We start from the raw sequence: 19,030 nt of genomic DNA, 5'->3' as shown, positions 1-19,030 counted from the left end.
GGGTCATACAACCCATAAATCTGGATTCTGGGTTCCGCGCACCTCCATCGGACGCCGCCGCGGCGCACGATGCTGAAATGCATTGACTCAGGAGGAATGCCATGCCTGCGGTTCATCATCGATACGCCACCGTCGACGGCCATCGGATCTTCTACCGGGAGGCCGGGGACCCCGCCGCTCCCGCGGTGGTACTCCTGCACGGGTTTCCCACCAGCTCGTACATGTTCCGCCACCTGATCCCGGCCCTGGCCGACAAATACCATGCCATCGCGCCGGATCACCTCGGCTTCGGGCTGTCCGACGCCCCATCGGTCGACGAGTTCGACTACACCTTCGACGCGCTGACGGGCCTCACGGCGGGTCTGCTGGGAACCCTGGGCGTCGACCGGTACGCCATGTACGTCCAGGACTACGGCGCACCGATCGGCTGGCGGCTCGCGCTGCGCGACCCGGCCGCCATTACCGCGATCATCAGCCAGAACGGCAATGGCTATGACGCGGGATTCGTCGAGAGCTTCTGGAAGGTCGTGCAGGCGTACCAACAGGAACAGACGCCGGCCACCGAGGCGCCGGTGCGCCAGTTTCTCACGCTCGATGCCACCCGCTGGCAGTACGTCACCGGCGTGGCCGACGAGACACTGGTCGATCCCGACTCCTGGCATCACGACTACGCGCTGCTCGCCCGGCCCGGCAACGATCTGGTGCAGCTCAAGCTCTTTCGCGATTACGCCACCAACGCTCCCCTGTATCCGCGCCTGCACGAGTACTTCCGAGCCAGCCGGGTGCCGCTGCTCGCGGTGTGGGGCCGTGGCGACGAGATCTTCGGGCCTGCCGGCGCCGAGGCGTTCGCCGACGACCTCCCGGACGCCGAGATCCACCTGCTCGACGGTGGCCACTTCCTCTTGGAGTCCGCGTGCGACGCCGTCGCCCAGCTCATCCGTGGCTTTCTCGCCAAGCGAGTCACGGCCTGACCTGATGTATGGGCTGGAGATCCCAAAAATGGGAGCGCTCCCGGGTTAGCCTGACGCGATGGCCCATCCCGATGTTCACGACGAACAACGGTTGACCGCCAAGGGGCGCGCCACCCGCGACCGGATCGTGCAGGCGGCGGCCCAGCTGATCGTCACCGAGGGTCTGTCCGCGTCGAACATGGACAACGTGCGCCGCGCGGCGTCGGTCAGCGGCTCACAGCTTGCGCACTATTTCGCCGACAAGGCGGCGCTGATACGCGCGGTGATCCGGCGCCAGATCGGCGTGGTCTTGGACTTTCACCGCCAGCCCACGCTTCGGGACCTGGGTTCGCTCGACGACTTCGAGCGGTGGATCGACCTCAACATGCGCTACCTGCGCCGCATCGGCTATTTCGGGACCCCCACCTATCACGCACTCACCGCCCAGCTGGCGAAGACCGACGACGCCACGCGCGACGCGCTAGCCGCAGGCTACCTGCAGTGGATCGAGTTGTTAGAGCAGGCAATTCAGCGAATGAAGGATGACGGGCTGCTGGTTCGCGATGCCGATCCGCGCCGGCTCGCCATGGTGATCGTCGCCGCGCACCAGGGAGGTGGCGTGCTGACGTTCACCTATCAAGAGGAGTGGCCGCACGCCGATGCGATCCGCTTCGCGGTGAACTACCTGCGCCTGTTCGCCACCGACAGCGCCGAACGAGTGCCCCGTCCACCGCGCCGGTCGCGGGGGCGCCGTCCGGCGCGACGAGCAAGCTGAGGCTGTCAGAGGTGACGACGTGACCGAACGGCCCGCATCGCGGTTCACCCGCAAGGGACTGGCTACGCGCGCGCGGATCATCGAGGTGGCCGCCCGGCTGATGTTCGAGCGTGGCGTCGCCAACACGAGTGTCGACCAGGTGCGGCGCACGGCCGGGGTAGGCGGATCCCAGATCTCGCATTACTTCACCGACAAGCGCGATCTGACCCGGCACGTCGTCGAGGCGCGCCGTAATGATGTGCAGGCCTTCCACACTCGGCCGCAATTCGCCGAACTCGACAGCTTCGAAGCGCTGCAGGCATGGGCCGATGCTTGCGTGTCCGACATCGACAGCGTGTACCGGATCGGAGGTTGTGTCTATGGGTCCTTGGCCGGTGAGCTGATCGAGGCCGACCGCGAAATACACGACGACCTCGCCGCGGGGTACGACCAATGGATTGAGTTGTTTCGGGCCGGCCTCGAGTCGATGTGCGATCGCGGCGACCTGCGCCCCGACGCCGACCCGCGGCATCTGGCCGTATCGCTGGTCACCGCACATCAGGGCGGCGCGATGCTCACCCACGTCACCGGCGATCCGCAACCGTTGCGGGCCGCCGTCAATGCCGCCGTCGACTACGTGCGCTCCTTCGCGGCCCAGCCCCCGCCTAAGGGTCGATCCGCGTCGTCTGGCGGTCACCGCAAAGCCTGAGTAGTGACCTTTGGCTGGACATGGTGGATCTGGTCGCCCATAATAATGGGTCAGTTGGCCCATTATTACGCGGCCGCGCCGGCCGGCGTCGTCGCCCGCCAACGGTTATGAAAGAGGCATCGATGTCCACAATCGAGTCACCTCAGTTGCCAACCGCGCCGGCGGTCGTACGCGAGCAATCCGGTGGGCCAACCATGCGGGCGATCGTCTTGGAGAAGTTCGGCGGTCTGGACAGCCTGGTCTACACTGACATCCCCAAGCCGCTGCCCAAAGACGGCGAAGTCGTAATTGCGGTCAAGGGTTTCGGCATCAATCACGCCGAGATCCACATGCGTCGCGGGGAATGGGCGGAGGCGGCCGAGGTCAGCGGGATCGAATGTGTGGGCATCGTCGACTCGTGCCCGGGCGGCGAGTTCCCGGTCGGGGCCAAGGTCGCGGCGCTGATGGGCGGTCTTGGGCGCACCATCAACGGGAGCTACGCCGAATACACCCGCGTCCGCGCGGCCAATGTCGCGCCCATCGAATCCGACCTGCCGTGGTCGCAGCTGGCGGCGCTGCCGGAAACCTATGCGACGGCGTGGACGTGCCTGTACCGCAACCTGAATTTGACCGCGGGACAAACGTTGGTGATCCGCGGCGCGACGTCGGCATTGGGTCAGGCGGCACTGAAGATGGCGGTGATCACCGGCGCCAATGTCGTTGCCACGGCCCGCAGCCGTGAACGCTTCGGCATGCTAAAAGAACTGGGCGCGACCCGTGTCGAGGTGGAGCGCGGCGACCTTGCCGCCCACATCGCGGAGGCCAACCGCATCGACGCCGTCCTCGACCTTGTCGGTAACAGCACCATCCTCGACTCCCTGGACATGCTGCGCCGCGGTGGCACTGCCTGCCTCGCCGGATGGCTGGGGGGCCTGGCACCCATCGGCGACTTCAACCCACTCGCGCGAATGGCCAGCGGAGTGAACTTCAGCTTCTTTGCCAGCCCCGTGTTCGGCAATCCCGGATTCCCGGTATCGGATGTGCCTTTTGGCGAAATCGCCCGGCAGATCGCCGACGGCAAGCTCCACGCGACACCGGCGCGGGTCTTCTCCTTCGACGACATCCGCGAAGCTCACCGTGTCGCTGAGGCGGGTGAAGCCGCAGGAAAGCTCGTCGTCGTCATGGACTGATGCCGGGCCCTAAACACCACTGCGCGAACGAATTACAGGAAAGGACGGGCTCCCCATGGGTTTGGCATGGCAGCAAGGCCCGCTGGCGACGGGATCGCTCGGACATTTCCTCACCGAACAGCCGATGCCACCGCGGTTGCTGTTCGCCGAACCGCTGCGTCGCCGGATGCGGGTGCGCTTCGCGGATCGGTGGATCGCCGACAGCGGCAACGTGATTCTCTTACACGAACCGGGCCGCTACCCGGTCGCCTATTTCCCCCGCGGTGATATTGAAGAGGGAACGTTGCTCGCCGAGGACCGGGTGACGCAGCACCGCGACCTCGGGGCCACCCAGTGGTTCACCGTCAAGGCATCGGGACGCGAGAACAACCACAGCGCCTGGGAACACACTGGCTTACCCGCCCATGCGACGGTGCTTGGTGGCCGGGTCGCGTTTGCCTGGCGTGCCATGGACGCCTTCTACGAAGAAGAGGAACGGATCGTCGGGCACGCCGCCGACGCCTACCATCGCATCGATATTCGTTCTACCGCACGGTATCTCGTCGTCCGGGACGGCGACCAGGTAATCGCCGACACCCATCGCCCGTTGGCGCTGTATGAGTCCGGCTTTGCGCCCAGATGGTACGTGCCGCGCGAAGATATCGACGAGTCGGTGCTCAAACTCATTGATATCCAGACGTTTTGCCCATACAAGGGAATCTGCTCCTACTATGACATCGGCAGCCACCAGCGCGCGGCCTGGTCTTACGTCGACGCTTGGACGGAGGTCGCACGGGTCCGCAATCTGGTGTCCTTCGAACCCGACAAAATCGATGTGAGCCTTGACGGCAAGCAACTTCAGCTCGAGCCCGGCCAGACTGTCATTCCACACGGAGTCGACCGCGGGCTCGACACAGAAGAGGTGTTAGGGCAGAGCCGGAGCGCCTCATGAGGGCGTCCGTCGAAGTTGTCATCCTGCCCGTGGCGGATCCCGATCGCTCGCTCCGGTTCTACCGTGATCAGGCTGGCTTCAACCTCGACGTCGATTACGCCCCCACCCCCGAGTTCCGGGTCATCCAGTTGACGCCAGAGGGCTCGGGCACCTCGATCCAGTTCGGTGTGGGCCTGACCGATGCGCCGAGCGGCTCGGTGCGGGGCCTATACCTGGTGGTCTCCGACATCGAGGCCTGTCGCGCCGAGCTGACCGGTCGCGGCATAACCGTCAGCGAGATACGCCACAAGGACACCGACGGCGGGTGGAGCGGCAAGTTCCTCCCAGGAACCGATCCGGATCGCGGTGAGTACGCGAGCTTTGCCGACTTCCGCGATCCTGACGGCAATGCTTGGGTGGTGCAGGAGCGGAACCATAAGCCGCCTGAAAATGGCTCAGGCGCATCGCGGCAGATGGGAGGTAGCGGTGGCGGAAGGAGACACCACTCCTGAACGGGTGCGCGGGTTCTCCGACGGCGTCTTCGCCGTGCTCATCACCATTCTGGTGTTAGAGCTCAGACCGCCGACCGAGCACGGTTTCCGAGCTCTGCTTCCGCTGTGGCCCGTCGGGCTGAGCTATGTGGTCAGTTACCTGTTCATCGCGATCGTCTGGGTCAACCATCATCACCTGTTCAATTACGCGCAGGTCGCGACGTCGCGGTTGGTGTGGTCGAATTTCGCGCACCTGTTTTCGGTGTCGCTGATCCCGTTCACCACCGAGTGGATCGCCGACAGCAGGTTGGCCGCGGCACCGGTGTCCTTGTACGCCGCGGTCTTCGTGCTGGTCAACATCACCTACCTGGCGCTGTGTTGGGAAGCGATCGATCGGCCCTCGCAGCATGACGTTTCGGCGCGGATGCGGCGCATGCTGCAGATGAGATCATTTATCACGCTCGGGGTGTTCGTGACGGCGGCGCTGGTCGCCTTGTGGTGGCCGGTGGCGGCGATGTTGCTGATTGTGTTGTGCCTCGTGGGGTATCTCCGACCGGATATTCCCCAACGCAAGGATGTGCAGCCCTAGCCATGGCAACAACGCCCTCCCCGTCCGTCCTCGTCTTCGACGTCAACGAGACCTTGCTCGACATCGAGTCCCTAGCACCGCTTTTCGGTGAGTTGTTCGGCGACGAACGGATGCTGCGCGAATGGTTCGCGCAGCTGGTCATGTACTCGATGTCCATCACGCTGGCCGACAACTACGTGACTTTTCCGGTTCTTGCCCAGGGGGTGCTGCGCATGCTGGGCAACATCTACGAGGTGGACATCACAGACGGCGATCTGGACCGCCTGAAGACCGCGCTGCTCACCATGCCGGCGCACCCCGATGCCGCCGACGGACTTGCCACGCTGCGCGACAACGGATTTCGACTGGTGACCCTGAGCAACTCCCCGCCCAATCCGGACGGCCCCACGGCGCTGCAGCATTCCGGGCTGGCGGGTTTTTTCGAACACCAATTGAGCGTCGATGCCCGGAGCGTCTTCAAGCCCTCGCCCGCCGTCTATCGATATGCGTGCGAGGCGTTCGGGGTGGCTCCCGCGGATTGCATGATGGTGGCCGCGCACGTGTGGGACACCATCGGTGCGCAGAATGTCGGGTTCAGTGGAGCTCTGATCGCCCGGCGCGGCAATGCACCGCTGCCGGTGGACGGCCTGCCGCAGCCGAACATCGTCACCAGGGATCTACGCGGGCTCGCCGAGCAACTAGTCACGTCTTGATGAAGACGCAAAGCGCGCGCCGTGGCCACCAAGCGAAAGGATCGTCGACCATGGCAGCAGCTGGCGGAGGAGACTTCGATGTCGTGGTGCTCGGCGCCGGGCCGATCGGCCAGAACGCCGCCGAACGCGCCCGCGCCGCAGGACTGCGTGTTGCTCTGGTCGAGCGAGAACTCGTCGGCGGTGAATGCTCGTATTGGGCATGCGTGCCCAGTAAAGCATTGCTGCGCCCCGTGATTGCGCTTTCCGACGCCCGCAGAATCGACGGCGCGCGGGAGGCGGTCACCGGGCCGCTCAACGGCGACGCCGTGTTCGGCCGCCGCAACCGCTACGTCAGCGACTGGAACGACAGCGGCCAGGCCGACTGGGTGAGCGGGATCGGCGCGACCCTGATACGCGGGCATGGGCGATTGGACGGTGCGCGCCGCGTCGTCGTCACCGACGGCGCCGGCGAGCGGCTGGCCCTGACCGCACGGCATGCGGTGGTGATCTGCACCGGAAGCCGCCCAGCATTGCCCGACTTGCCCGGCCTCGCCGAGGCCAGGCCATGGACCAACCGGCGGGCCACCGATAGCAGCACGGTCCCGCAGCGGCTCGCCGTCGTCGGCGCTGGCGGCGTGGGCGTCGAAATGGCCACGGCGTGGCAGGGATTGGGCTCCCAGGTGACCCTGTTAGCACGGGGCTCGGGACTGCTGCCACGGATGGAGCCCTTTGTGGGCGAGCTAATCGGCCGCGGTCTCACCGAGGGCGGCGTCGACGTGCGGACGGGAGTATCGGTTCGCGCGCTGCGCCGACCGGACGATTCCCACGTAACGCTCGACTTGGACGACGACACCGAGTTGCGGGTCAACGAGGTGCTATTCGCCACCGGTCGCGCGCCGCTGACCGACGACATCGGTTTGGAGACAGTGGGCTTGAGGCCGGGCAGCTGGCTCGAGGTGGACGACACCTGCCTGGTGCGCGGCGCCGTCGAAGACGGCTGGCTCTACGCGGCCGGCGACGTCAATCACCGGGCTCTGCTTACCCATCAGGGCAAGTATCAGGGCCGCATCGCCGGTGCGGCCATCGGCGCCCGCGCAGCGGGAAAGCCGTTGGACACCAAACCGTGGGGCGCGCACGCAACGACCGCCGACCATCATGCGGTGCCGCAGGCCTTTTTCACCGACCCCGAAGCCGCAGCCGTCGGACTGACGGCTCAGCAGGCCGGACAAGCCGGGCACCGGGTCCGCACCGTCGATATCGAAATTGGCGATGTGGTGATGGGGGCCAAGCTTTATGCGGACGGCTACACGGGCCGCGCGCGGATGGTGGTCGACATGGATCGCGGCAACGTGCTCGGCGTCACCATGGTCGGCCCGGGCGTGACCGAGCTGCTCCACTCGGCCACCATCGCGGTCGCCGGCCAGGTGCCCGTCGACCGGTTGTGGCACGCCGTGCCGTGCTTCCCGACGATCAGCGAGCTGTGGCTCAGACTGCTCGAGGCGTATCGGGACACCTCCGGGCGATAATCGACCCGTGGCTACTTCAGACGGATTTCATCCAGACTTTGACGACACGGCAACGCCGCTCGAGCGCAACCGGGTACGTCACATCAAGGCGTCGGAGATCAGCTCCGACACAGCACAATCGGAGGGGCTGCGCCGCTTCGCCGCCCTGTCCGGCAGCTCGGTCGGCGCGGAGAAGCTCTGGATGGGCGAGACGCACGCGTTGCCGCGATCGGCTTCGGGCAACCACCATCACGGTGACTCCGAGACCGCCATCTATGTGCGAAGCGGCAACCCGGAGTTCGTGTTTCATGACGGCAGTGACGAGGTCCGCATCGCCGCGGCACCCGGCGACTACGTTTTCATTCCGCCGTATCTGCCGCACCGGGAGGAAAACCCCGACCCCGATACCACCGCCGAGGTGGTGATCGCCCGCAGCAGCCAGGAAGCCATCGTGATCAATCTCCCGGCTTTGTATCCGCTGGCCGACCCTCAGTAAACGGCGACCTCGATCAGGTGCCGGTCGAAGAGTGATCCTCTAATGCCCACAGCTCAGCGGCGTCCGCTGCGTCGGCCCGAACGTCTCGCGCCGCATGCCCAGCCCCCGCCAGGCCGGGCTCATTCAGCGAATTCTCAACCAATTCTTGGGAGCCGCTTGGCTTGGCTCCAAGCATTCCCAAAGTCACAGGACGCACCATCGAACGCATGACGAATGAGCAGTGGTGCGCAAACCTGGTCGAACGTTACCTGCGCACCCGCGGGCGACGGTATTTTCGCGGCCACCACGACGGCGAATACTTCTTCGTGAGCAACGCTCCGCGGCGCTTGCATGTTCACTTCGAGATCTCTGCCGCGCACGACGACGTGCTGATCATCCGCGTCAGCCCCGGGTGCTATTTCCCGGCAGCCGATCGGCCGTGGGTGACGTACTTCTGCGACCGGTGGAACCGTCACGACCGCCAGGTCACCGCGATCGTGCACGGCTCGTCGGATCCGCAGCGCATCGGCGTGATGGCCCGCAAGTCGCAATGGATCCGAAATGACGTCGGCTTCAATGACTTCGCTTCCTTCGTGGACCAGACCATCGCGGACGCCACCGAGCTGTTCGAGGAGCTGAACCCCCGGGTCGAATTGCCGCCCACGGAACGGCCGCTGCTGCGCGACGCCGGCTGAAGTGCGGACGGGCTACATCTCAGAAGGAAAGTCCGGGCGCGGGTCGCCCAGCCTGGCCCGGATCGCGCCCCACGGGTCGGCGTAGCGTCCGGGCGTATCCCGGTAGGCCGCACGGCTTTTCAGGAACCGTCGCGCGAGCGGTGAGATCAGCCGCATCGGGTACCTTCGCCACCCGGCGGCGGCTCGCATCTCGGTGAGCATGTCCGGCCACGAGTGGCGCTGGAATTGCAACACCTGCTGGGAGCGAACCGTATCCATCCAGTCCGTGACAAACCAGTCGTCGTCGCTGTCCGGGTCGCCCGGCCGGCCGACGGGCAAGACATCGACCAGACCGCGGGCGGCGGCCAGCGCCTTGCCGACATCGCCCTGCCGCAGCAGATGCGACTCGTCGCCGGCGATCAGCAGTGTCTCACCGGCGACGTCGGCGGTGACCGCTGCGGCGAAGGCGCGGGCGACGTCGCGAACGTCGACGGTGTGGATGCGGCCGTCGGCCGGCAGGGCACTCTCGAAGAACAACGCATCGACGCTGAACGGCATGGCGTCCGGTTCGACGCTGATCACCCCGGCCAGGCGCAAGATGACCCACTCGAGGTCCGATGCTTGCAGGTGCTGTTCCGCTTCGGCCTTGTGCGCGCCGTAGAGGTCGGCCGGATTCGTCGGGGAGTCCGGGCGCAGCAGCTCGGGATGCCGGTGCGGATTGCGCGCGCCGTACACGGCGTTGCTCGACGCTTGAATGAACCGCGCCGGATGACGCCTCGATTGCGCCGCGCGCAGCAACGTGGCGGTCGCGTCCACGTTGACGCGGCGCCCGAGCGCCGGCTGCCGATAGATCAGCGGTGGTATCACCGCGGCCAGGTGAACGATGGCGGTGGGCGACGTCTCGGCGAGTAGCCGGTCGACCTGGTCCGGATCGGTCAGGTCCGCCCAGCGCGGCTCGGCGCCGGCCGGCAGCGCTCCCGCGGCTTTGCGCTGGGCGGCGGTGCCCAGGTCGGTCGCGACGACGCGGTGGCCGTCGGCCACCAGGCGGCGCACCGTCTGCGAGCCGACCAGCCCGAACCCTCCAGTTACCAAGACCTTTTCGGACATGCTCCCCCACCGGCCGTCTGCCTTCCAGCAAACGGATATGCCATTCTCCTAAATGGAGAGTAGCATATGCTGATCGGAGGCTCAGGTTTGAGATTGGCGTCACACCGGCAACAACTGGCGAAGAGCAGCAACAGATAGCGGGGCAGCCATGACGGGCAACGGTGTTGACGCGGCGGAAAACCACGAAACCGCCAAATGGGATCCGGCTTTCACCAAACAGGTGGCAAAGCTGCTCGGACCGGCCATCAAACGGTACTACCGGGCCGAGGTGCGAAACATCGACAACGTCCCGGCCTCGGGTGGGGCGTTGGTGGTCTCCAACCACTCGGGCGGCATGCTGACGCCGGACGTGCTGATCTTCTCCCCGGCCTTCTACGACAGGTTCGGCTACGACCGCCCCGTCTACACGCTGGGCCATTACGGGTTGTTCATGGGGCCCTTGGACGGCTGGCTGCGACGCCTCGGGGTGATCGAGGCCAGCCGCGAAAACGCTGCCACCGCCTTGCATTCCGGTGCGGTGGTTCTGGTGTTCCCCGGCGGCGACTACGACTCCTACCGGCCGACCTTCAGCGCGAACTCCATCGACTTCAACGGCCGCACCGGCTACGTGCGGACCGCGATCGAAGCCGGAGTGCCGATCGTGCCGGCCGTATCGATCGGCGCCCAGGAGACCCAGCTGTTCCTGACCCGGGGCAACTGGCTGGCCCGCAAGCTGGGGCTGACCAAAGCGCGAATGGACATTCTGCCCATCAGCGTCGGGTTCCCGTTCGGTTTGAGCGTCATCTTCCCGCCCAACGTGCCCCTGCCGGCAAAGATCGTCACCGAGGTTCTCGAGCCAATCGACATCGCCGCCCAATTCGGCAATGACCCAGACGTCGACGAGGTCGACGCCCACGTACGCGCCGTCATGGAAGACGCGCTGAAGCGGCTTGCCGGCGAGCGCCGGTTCCCGATCCTGGGCTGACGGTATCCGGGCCGCTGGAGGTGGCGTGTGAAGAGACTCAACGGCATGGACGCGATGCTGCTCTACAGCGAGACGCCCAACCTACACACGCACACGCTGAAGGTGGCCGTCATCGACCCCACGGACTTCGACGGAGAATTCGGTTTCGAGGTCTTCTGCCGTCACGTACGCCGTCGACTCCATCTGCTAGAACCGTTGCGCTACAAGCTCGTTGATATTCCCTGGCATTTGCATCACCCGATGTGGCAGGAGAATTGCGACGTCGACCTGGACTATCACCTGCGGCGGGTGCAGGTGCCCGCACCGGGCGGTCGGCGCGAGCTCGATCAGGTGATCGGCGAGGTGGCGTCCACTCCCCTGGACCGCAGTCGTCCGCTGTGGGAGTTTCATTTCGCCGAGGGGCTGGCGGGTGGCCGGTTCGCCATGATCGGCAAGGTGCACCATGCGCTGGCCGACGGTGTCGCGTCAGTGAATCTGCTGGCGCGCGCGATGGATCTGCGCGACGGGCTCACCGACGAGCGCGACAACGACGAAGCCGGCGTCACCACCTCCAACGCCGACCTGCTGCGTGCGGCGGCCCGCGATCACGTTCGGCAGATCGGCGCCCTGCCAAGGCTCCTCAGGGACGCGGCCGTCGGGATGATGCGGGTGCGCCGCCGGTCCCGGGAGCGCGGGGGCCACCCCGACCTGGCCGACGCGTTCGACGCACCGCCGACGTTCCTCAACCATCTCGTCTCGCCGTTGCGCCGGTTCGCCAGCGCGTCGTTGTCGCTGCCGGAGGTTAAAGCGACGGCAAAGGCGTTGGGCGTCACGGTGAACGACGTGGTGCTGGCCATGGCAACCGGCGGATTGCGAACGCTGTTGCTGGCTTATGACGGTGCGGCCGACCGCCCGATCATCGCCTCGGTGCCCACGGCCACCGACAAGTCGGACCGCATCACCGGCAACGAGATCAGCGGGCTGATGGTCTCGCTGCCGGTCCATGTCGGCGATCCCGTGGAGCGGGCCCGGCTGGTCGCCCTGGCCACCAAGATCGCCAAGGAAGATCACGAAGTCCTCGGGCCGGAGCTCTACGGCAAGATGATGGCCTACCTTCCGACCGCTTTCGCCCCGGCCGCGTTCCGCTGGCTGGGTCAACGCGACGCGCCGAACAAGCTGATGAACGTCGCGGTGTCCAGCGTGGTGGGGCCGCGTGAGCGGGGCCACTTCGGTGGCGCGGCGGTCAGCGAGATCTATTCCACCGGCGTGCTGTCGCCCGGCGCCCCCGTCAACATCACCGTGTGGAGTTACGTGGACCGGCTCGGCGTCGCAGTGCTCACCGACGACCGGACCTTCAACGACCCGCACGAGGCGACGGACGCCATCGGCGCGTCCTTTGCCGAATTACGGGATGCCGCAGGCGTTTCCGCTCAGCCGGCGAGCACGCCGTCCAGCACCGAATAGAACAGGCCCAGGCCGTCATCGGACGGCCCGGTCAGCGCCTCGATGGCGTGCTCGGGATGCGGCATCAAACCCACCACGCGCCCGTTGGCGGAACTGACCCCGGCGATGTCATGCAGCGAGCCATTGGCGTTCTCGTGGTATCGGAACACCACCCGGCCCTCGCCCTCGAGCTCCTCGATCACCTCGGCAGGCGCCACGTAGCGCCCCTCCCCCGATTTCAGCGGGACCAGCAAGTCGGCGTCGGGCTCGAAGCGCGACGTCCAGGCGGTCGAGGTCGAGGCCACCCGCAGCCACACGTCGCGGCAGATGAAGTGCAGGCCCACGTTACGGGTCAGCGCCCCAGGCAACAGCCCGGCCTCGCAAAGCACCTGAAAACCGTTGCAAATCCCCAACACCGGCATGCCGCGGCGCGCGGCTTCCACCACCTCGGTCATCACCGGGGCGAACCGGGCGATCGCTCCGGCCCGCAGGTAGTCGCCGTAGGAAAACCCGCCGGGCACCACCACGGCGTCCACGCTCTTCAGATCGGCGTCGCCGTGCCACAGGTTGACCGCCTCGGCGCCGACCCGCCGCGCCGCGCGGGCGGCGTCCACGTCGTCGAGCGTGCCGGGAAACGTGATGATCCCGATGCGTGCCGTCACTGCTTCTCCCGGCTGATCGTCCAGTCTTCGATCACGGTGTTCGCCAACAGTGATTCCGCGATCTCGGCGAGCGCCGAATCGTCCACGCTGTCGTCCACTTCGAGCTCAAACCGCTTGCCTTGCCGCACTTCTGAGATTCCCGAATGCCCGAGGCGACCCAGCGCGCCCACAATCGCCTGACCCTGCGGGTCGAGAATCTCCGCTTTGGGCATCACGCTTACGATTACCCGGGCCACCGGCGCTCCTCCTCAGTTGGCGTTTCGGGCGCCACTCTACCGGCGAAAGCGCAGCTCGGGGTCACGGGCACGAGGCAATGTAGGCCTCGCACAGCGGCGCGCTCAGCGCGTTGAGCACCGGATCGTCCGCCATCGCCGGCCAGGGGGTCTGCGGCGGCGCCGTGGACCAGAGCGTGACCTCGCTGATCGTGCTGCTGGCCGGGTGCGCGAACAGATAGGTGTGCATCACGACCGGGCCGCTGATCACGGCGGCCATCCGATTCGCTTCGTCGGTGGTCAGCGATGGTGACTCCTGCGGCGCGCGCTGCTGGCAGCCCCGCAGCGCGGCGACGGCATTGCTGAACGCCGTGGCTGCGGTGGCCCCACCGTGGGCGGTGTCGCCCCGCCAGTGCAGGACCTGGGCCTGCAGCTGCCACTGTCCGTCGGCATGCTGAACCGTCGAGCGAGCCGCGACGGCCGAGTCGCGGGGATCCTGGGCCATCGGCGGCGCGGCACACAACTCCTCGAACCGGAACCGGGGGCCGGGCGCAGAACCGGTTGTCTGCACGGCCTGGCCGGCGAGCGCGGACCAGTGGTACACGGAGTCCAGCGGCACGGCGTGCTGATCGATCCACGCGGTGTTCGGGATCCGATCGCACACGGCCGGGCAAGTCTCGGGCTCCGCGTGCGCAGGGACGACGACGATCAGAGCAACCGCAAAGCTGCCGGCGAACAGCATCATGGCCAAAATCACCCGCGTCGACAGCTTGTCCATCAAGGCACAATCGTAGATATGCAGCTGACGCATTTCGGCCATTCGTGCCTACTTGCCGAGTTCGACCACACCCGCGTGCTCTTTGACCCCGGTACCTTCGCGCACGGTTTCGAGGGAATCACCGGCTTGACCGCCATCTTGATCACCCATCAGCACCCCGACCATGTCGACGTCACACGGCTGCCCGCCTTGCTCGAGGGTAACCCGGACGCGGCGCTGTACGCGGACCCGCAGACCACCGCGCAACTGGGCGCGCCCTGCCGCGAGGTCCATGTCGGCGACGAGTTGCACATCGGCGAACTGACCATTCGCGCCGTCGGCGGAAAACACGCGGTCATTCACCCGGAAATCCCTGTGATAGAAAACATTTCGTTTTTGGTGGGCGATGCCGGCCATCGCGCCCGATTGATGCATCCCGGTGACGCGCTGTTTGTGCCCGACGAGCCGGTGGACGTCTTGGCCACGCCGGCGGCCGCGCCCTGGATGAAGGTATCCGAGGCGGTCGACTACCTGCGTGCGGTGGCCCCGCAGCGCGCCGTCCCCATTCACCAGGGAATCATCGCCCCGGATGCGCGGGGAATCTACTACGGACGGCTGACCGAGATGACCAGCACCGACTTCCAGGTGCTGCCCGAAGAGGACGCCGTCACGTTTTAGCTGGGGTCACGCTGGCGTGACGCTCGCGTTCGGCGGTCACGCTGGCGTGACGCTCGCGTTCGGCGGTCACGCTGGCGTGACGCTCGACGGCAAGTGGGGCTCTGCCCTCCGGCTACATGAGGTCATCGGCGGCGCCGCGTCCGGCGGCGCGGCCGGAGAAGATGCAGCCGCCCAAGAACGTGCCTTCCAGGGCGCGGTAGCCGTGCACGCCGCCGCCACCGAACCCGGCCACCTCGCCGGCGGCATACAGACCGGTCAGCGGCGTGCCGTCGGCCTTCAACACCCGCGAGGCGAGGTCGGTTTCGATGCCGCCCAACGTTTTTCTGGTCAGGATATGCAGCTTGACCGCGATCATCGGTCCCGCCTTCGGATCGGTAAGCCGATGCGGCGCCACCACCCGGCCCAGCCGATCGCCCAGATAGTTTCGGGCGGCATGAATGGCCGTGATCTGCCCGTCCTTGCTGAACTTGTTGGCCACCTCGCGATCGCGGGCGGTGACCTCGGCCTCCACCGTGGCGTAGTCCAGCGGCTGCACATCGGGCAGCTTGTTCATCGCGGTCACCAAGTCGCACAACGAGGTCGCGCTGACGAAGTCCACGCCCCGGTCGACGAACGCCTGCACCGGGCCCGGCGGCCCGGAACGCGCCCGGTTTCGCACCAGTTCGCGGATACTCTGTCCGGTCAGGTCCGGATTCTGCTCCTGACCGGAGAGCGCGAACTCCTTCTCAATGATCTTGGCGTTCAACACAAACCAGGTGTAATCGAACCCTGACTTGGTGATGTACTCCAACGTGCCCAGCGTGTCGAAGCCGGGGTAGAGCGGGACCGGCAACCGCTTGCCACTGGCATCCAGCCACAACGACGACGGGCCGGGGATGATCCGGATGCCGTGCAAAGGCCAGACCGGGTCGTAGTTCGTGATGCCCTCGGTGTAGTGCCACATCCGGTCGGGGTTGACGACCCGCGCGCCGGCCTGCTGCGAGATGGCGATCATCCGGCCGTCGACATGGGCCGGAACCCCGCTCAGGAGTTGCTCGGGGACGCGGCCCATGCGCTTGGGCCAGTTCTTTCGCACCAGTTCGTGATTGGCGCCGATGCCGCCGCTCGTCACGATTACCGCGCCGGCACGAAATTCGAACTGTCCTATCGATTTTCGTGACGACGCGACCCCCCTCGGCGTGGCCGTCGGCTCCAGCACCGTGCCCCGGACGCCCGTCACCGCCTCGCCCTCGACGATCAACTCGTCGACCTGATGGCGGTGCGCGAAGCGCACCGATGAGCGGTCGCGCAGTTGCCGCGCGAAAATCTCGACCAGCGCGGGCCCGGTACCCCAGGTGATGTGAAAGCGGGGAACCGAATTGCCATGCCCCTGTGCGCCATACCCACCGCGCTCGGCCCAGCCCACCAGCGGGAAAAGCTTGAGCCCGCGCGACCGTAGCCAACTGCGCTTTTCCCCCGCGGCGAAATCGACATATGCGTGCGCCCATTGGCGTGGCCAGTAGTCCTCGGGACGATCGAACGCCGCAGTGCCGAGCCAGTCCTGCAACGCCAGTTCATGGCTGTCGCGGATACCCAGCCGGCGCTGCTCGGGGCTGTCGACGAAGAACAAGCCGCCGAAGGACCAGAAGGCCTGCCCGCCCAGGTTGGCGCTGTTCTCCTGGTCGACGATGAGCACCCGCAAGCCGCGATCCACCAGTTCGCAGGCTGCGACCAGGCCGGCCAGGCCCGCCCCGACGACGATGGCATCAGCGTCGAACCCCGCAACCGAAGAATCGCCCATGTCGGACCAGGGTAATGCCCCGACTGGCAGGTCAGGCAGTCGCCGCGTCAGGCGGCGTCGAGCACCGCTTTGGCCGGCTGCCAGTGGTAGACGGCGGGTGTGCAACCGTGCATCAACGCGAGGTCGACGGCGTCCACCATGGCCTGCAGCGGCCCCGGTTTGCGCAGGTGGCGGGCCGCGACCGCAACCCGCACGACGCCGCCGCGCCGGGCGATCCGCTCGGCGGACAGCACCACCATCCGGCACCACCACGGCTCGGCGAGAAAGCCCTCGCCGATGCCGAGGACGCGTGCGCGGACAGTGGTGTGACGAACCAGGTCGGTGATCCCGTGCAGATCGGCCAGCAACCGGAATCCGTTGTCCGGCAACGTCTTCACAACACCGGGTGACACCACCCAGCCGGGCGCCGCGAACAATCGGGTACGCAACCCGAGGTGCTCGAGGACCCGGTCGGCGGCCGTCAATCGCAGGTTGGCCTCATGCGCCCGCAGGATCGCGAATTCGCCGCGACGCTTCTTGGTGACCGCGTCGTCATAGCCATGCAGCACGATGGCGTCACCGCCGGCGCGACGGTTGCTCAGCCACCCGACGGTTTCCGGGTCCTGGTCGAGCCGGTAGTCACCGGACAGGCGGGGAGCCACGAGTAACGACACCGGCACCTCGCGGGCATCCATTTGCGCGCAGAACGCATCGACGTCGGGCAGGGTGCGTTCCCCGATTCCCGAGATCGAGACGATCAATTTTCCAGACACACCAGCAGTTTGCCGATCCCAAGTGTCGCGATGGTGAAGGACACGCAGACAGCAGGCGTATACGCACTCACCCAAGCCCTAAGTTTCGGCGCCGGCCTTGCCCCAACCGCGACCGCCGCGAGCGTCAGCCGACGTGATCAGTTCGATATGCTAAGCAACGCCATGGACGAGGCCTCGTACGCAGCGGCCAAAACGCCGCTGCCGCACGCCCCCACCGGACAGCCGGGCGTCGAGGAACGGGACTATCCCGACAAGCTCGACGCCCCGCTGTTGCGGATCTCCGGTGTGTGCATCTTGGCCACGGTGATGGCGATCCTGGACGTCACGGTCGTCAGCGTCGCGCAACGCACCTTCATCGACCAATTCGCGTCCTCGCAGGCCGTCGTCGCCTGGACGATGACCGGCTACACGCTCGCCTTGGCGACCGTGATCCCGATAACCGGCTGGGCGGCCGACCGGTTCGGCACCAAACGGCTCTTCATGGGCTCCGTGGTGGCCTTCATGCTGGGCTCGCTGCTGTGTGCGATTGCGGCAAACATCGTGCAGCTCATCGTCTTTCGTGTGGTCCAGGGGGTCGGCGGTGGCATGCTGCTGCCGTTGGGTTTCATGATCATGACTCGCGAAGCGGGCCCCGGGCGGCTCGGGCGCCTGATGTCGATACTGAGCATCCCGATGCTGCTCGCCCCGATCGGCGGGCCGATCCTGGGCGGCTGGCTGATCGACACCTCGAGTTGGCGGTGGATCTTTCTGATCAATGTGCCGATCGGGTTGCTCACTATCGCGCTGGCCGCCGTCATCTTCCCGCGGGATCACCCGGCGCGGTCGGAGACCTTCGACGCCGTCGGCGTGCTGCTGCTCTCGCCGGGGCTGGCGACGTTTTTGTTCGCGGTGTCCTCCATTCCGGGCCGCGGCACCGTGGCCGACCGCCACGTGGTGATACCGGCGATGATCGGAATGGCATTGATCGCGGGCTTCGTCGCGCACGCCTGGCATCACGCCGAGCATCCCCTGATCGATCTAAGGCTATTCCGCGATCCCGTGCTCACCCACGCAAACGTGACGATGCTGGTCTTCGCCGGCGCGTTCTTCGGCGCCGGCCTGCTCCTGCCGAGCTATTTCCAGCAGGTTTTGCACCAAACGCCGATGCAGGCGGGGGTACACATGATCCCTCAGGGGCTGGGCGCCATGCTGACCATGCGGCTGACCGGACCGCTGGTGGACAGGCAGGGCCCGGGCAAGATCGTGCTGGTCGGGATCGCTCTGATCACCGCCGGCCTGAGCACCTTCGCCTTCGGTGCGGCCACCCAGGCCCACTATCTACCCACGCTGCTGGTGGGGCTGGCGATCATGGGCCTGGGCATGGGCTGCACGATGATGCCGCTGTCGGTGGCCTCGGTGCAGGCGTTGGCGCCCCATCAGATCGCCCGGGGTACGACGCTGATGAGCGTCAGTCACCAGGTCGGCGGCTCGATCGGAACCGCCCTGATGTCGATGATCCTGACGAACCAGTTCCTGCGGAGCCCCAACATCGTCGCGGCGAACAAGCTCGCCGCCCTGCATCAGCGGGCGGCCGTCGACGGGGTGCCGCTCGACCAATCCGCAATACCCCGGCAGTCGCTCGACCCGGGATTTTCGAGCAATGTGGTGCACGATCTTTCACACGCCTACACCGCGGTCTTCGTGATTGCCGTCGTGCTGGTGGTGTGCACCCTCATTCCGGCGTGGTTTTTGCCTAAGCAGCCGGCGAGCGAAACGGCCGGCGAATAGCGCGATCGCTCGCGCGGACCGTCGGCCGGCCT

21 protein-coding genes are annotated in these 19,030 nt (G+C 66.4%); 15 read left to right on the top strand and 6 right to left on the bottom strand.

Annotation, left to right across the window (positions count from 1 at the left end):
* The first annotated feature begins 101 nt into the window (after positions 1-101).
* From A5753_RS00335 to A5753_RS00285, 11 genes are all read left to right on the top strand, one after another.
* Positions 102-971 carry an alpha/beta fold hydrolase gene (locus A5753_RS00335; RefSeq protein ID WP_067121819.1) on the top strand — a complete coding sequence of 290 codons (870 nt, stop codon included), beginning with the start codon at positions 102-104 and terminating at the stop codon, positions 969-971.
* Positions 972-1,029: 58 nt separating this feature from the next.
* Positions 1,030-1,725: a TetR/AcrR family transcriptional regulator gene (locus A5753_RS00330; protein ID WP_067121816.1), complete on the top strand. Its 696-nt coding sequence runs from the start codon at positions 1,030-1,032 to the stop codon at positions 1,723-1,725.
* Between the two features lie 19 nt (positions 1,726-1,744).
* On the top strand, positions 1,745-2,413 hold the full coding sequence (locus tag A5753_RS00325) for a TetR/AcrR family transcriptional regulator (protein ID WP_067121813.1): 669 nt from the start codon (positions 1,745-1,747) through the stop codon (positions 2,411-2,413).
* Between the two features lie 122 nt (positions 2,414-2,535).
* Positions 2,536-3,582, top strand: a complete 1,047-nt coding sequence (locus A5753_RS00320) for a zinc-binding dehydrogenase (protein WP_067121982.1) — start codon at positions 2,536-2,538, stop codon at positions 3,580-3,582.
* 55 nt (positions 3,583-3,637) lie between these two features.
* Entirely contained in the window at positions 3,638-4,513 is an 876-nt protein-coding gene (locus tag A5753_RS00315; protein WP_067121811.1) for a DUF427 domain-containing protein, read from the top strand.
* Positions 4,510-5,004 (top strand): VOC family protein, encoded by a 495-nt coding sequence (locus A5753_RS00310; protein WP_082971100.1) that lies wholly within the window; start codon positions 4,510-4,512, stop codon positions 5,002-5,004. The genes A5753_RS00315 and A5753_RS00310 overlap by 4 nt, the downstream gene beginning before the upstream one ends.
* Positions 4,979-5,572, top strand: a complete 594-nt coding sequence (locus A5753_RS00305; RefSeq protein ID WP_231989944.1) for a TMEM175 family protein — start codon at positions 4,979-4,981, stop codon at positions 5,570-5,572. Before A5753_RS00310 ends, A5753_RS00305 begins: the two co-directional genes overlap by 26 nt.
* A gap of 2 nt (positions 5,573-5,574) precedes the next feature.
* Positions 5,575-6,264 (top strand): haloacid dehalogenase type II, encoded by a 690-nt coding sequence (locus A5753_RS00300; protein ID WP_067121804.1) that lies wholly within the window; start codon positions 5,575-5,577, stop codon positions 6,262-6,264.
* 50 nt (positions 6,265-6,314) lie between these two features.
* Positions 6,315-7,769, top strand: coding sequence for an NAD(P)/FAD-dependent oxidoreductase (locus A5753_RS00295; protein WP_067121801.1), 1,455 nt, complete (start codon positions 6,315-6,317; stop codon positions 7,767-7,769).
* Between the two features lie 7 nt (positions 7,770-7,776).
* Positions 7,777-8,244 (top strand): cupin domain-containing protein, encoded by a 468-nt coding sequence (locus A5753_RS00290; RefSeq protein ID WP_067121798.1) that lies wholly within the window; start codon positions 7,777-7,779, stop codon positions 8,242-8,244.
* A gap of 206 nt (positions 8,245-8,450) precedes the next feature.
* Positions 8,451-8,918, top strand: coding sequence for a hypothetical protein (locus A5753_RS00285; protein ID WP_067121795.1), 468 nt, complete (start codon positions 8,451-8,453; stop codon positions 8,916-8,918).
* 12 nt (positions 8,919-8,930) lie between these two features.
* Here A5753_RS00285 and A5753_RS00280 read toward each other — a convergent pair whose 3' ends face one another.
* A complete protein-coding gene (locus tag A5753_RS00280) occupies positions 8,931-10,004 on the bottom strand; it encodes an NAD(P)-dependent oxidoreductase (protein WP_067121792.1) in 1,074 nt (357 codons plus the stop codon).
* A gap of 148 nt (positions 10,005-10,152) precedes the next feature.
* Here A5753_RS00280 and A5753_RS00275 point away from each other — a divergent pair, with 148 nt between their 5' ends.
* Together A5753_RS00275 and A5753_RS00270 are read left to right on the top strand one after the other, a co-directional pair.
* A complete protein-coding gene (locus A5753_RS00275) occupies positions 10,153-10,968 on the top strand; it encodes a lysophospholipid acyltransferase family protein (protein WP_067121789.1) in 816 nt (271 codons plus the stop codon).
* A 27-nt stretch (positions 10,969-10,995) separates the two neighbouring features.
* Positions 10,996-12,411: a wax ester/triacylglycerol synthase family O-acyltransferase gene (locus tag A5753_RS00270; RefSeq protein ID WP_197694544.1), complete on the top strand. Its 1,416-nt coding sequence runs from the start codon at positions 10,996-10,998 to the stop codon at positions 12,409-12,411.
* Here A5753_RS00270 and purQ read toward each other — a convergent pair.
* The 3 genes from purQ to A5753_RS00255 all read right to left on the bottom strand — a co-directional run bounded on the left by purQ (position 12,378) and on the right by A5753_RS00255 (position 14,084).
* The gene (purQ, locus tag A5753_RS00265) at positions 12,378-13,052 is read right to left on the bottom strand and encodes a phosphoribosylformylglycinamidine synthase subunit PurQ (RefSeq protein WP_067121784.1); all 675 of its coding nucleotides are present in this window, start codon (positions 13,050-13,052) and stop codon (positions 12,378-12,380) included. The two genes, A5753_RS00270 and purQ, sit on opposite strands and share 34 nt — an antisense overlap.
* Positions 13,049-13,288, bottom strand: a complete 240-nt coding sequence (gene purS, locus A5753_RS00260) for a phosphoribosylformylglycinamidine synthase subunit PurS (RefSeq protein WP_067121781.1) — start codon at positions 13,286-13,288, stop codon at positions 13,049-13,051. The genes purQ and purS overlap by 4 nt, the downstream gene beginning before the upstream one ends.
* Positions 13,289-13,349: 61 nt before the next feature.
* A complete protein-coding gene (locus tag A5753_RS00255) occupies positions 13,350-14,084 on the bottom strand; it encodes an ATPase (protein ID WP_197694543.1) in 735 nt (244 codons plus the stop codon).
* Between A5753_RS00255 and A5753_RS00250 the strand changes: the two genes are divergently transcribed.
* Complete coding sequence (locus tag A5753_RS00250; RefSeq protein ID WP_067121775.1) at positions 14,061-14,699, top strand: MBL fold metallo-hydrolase; 639 nt, start codon at positions 14,061-14,063, stop codon at positions 14,697-14,699. The genes A5753_RS00255 and A5753_RS00250 overlap by 24 nt on opposite strands.
* Before the next feature lie 112 nt (positions 14,700-14,811).
* On the opposite strand, the gene A5753_RS00245 is transcribed toward A5753_RS00250, so the two are convergent.
* Positions 14,812-16,479 (bottom strand): FAD-binding dehydrogenase, encoded by a 1,668-nt coding sequence (locus A5753_RS00245; RefSeq protein WP_067121772.1) that lies wholly within the window; start codon positions 16,477-16,479, stop codon positions 14,812-14,814.
* A 47-nt stretch (positions 16,480-16,526) separates the two neighbouring features.
* Positions 16,527-17,231 (bottom strand): DUF2334 domain-containing protein, encoded by a 705-nt coding sequence (locus tag A5753_RS00240; protein ID WP_067121769.1) that lies wholly within the window; start codon positions 17,229-17,231, stop codon positions 16,527-16,529.
* Between the two features lie 147 nt (positions 17,232-17,378).
* Here A5753_RS00240 and A5753_RS00235 point away from each other — a divergent pair, with 147 nt between their 5' ends.
* On the top strand, positions 17,379-18,998 hold the full coding sequence (locus tag A5753_RS00235; protein WP_231989943.1) for a DHA2 family efflux MFS transporter permease subunit: 1,620 nt from the start codon (positions 17,379-17,381) through the stop codon (positions 18,996-18,998).
* Positions 18,999-19,030: the final 32 nt, after the last annotated feature.

This window comes from Mycobacterium sp. 852002-51971_SCH5477799-a (genome assembly GCF_001667145.1).
Classification (GTDB): Bacteria; Actinomycetota; Actinomycetes; order Mycobacteriales; family Mycobacteriaceae; genus Mycobacterium.
This window is presented reverse-complemented; position numbering and strand designations above follow the sequence as displayed.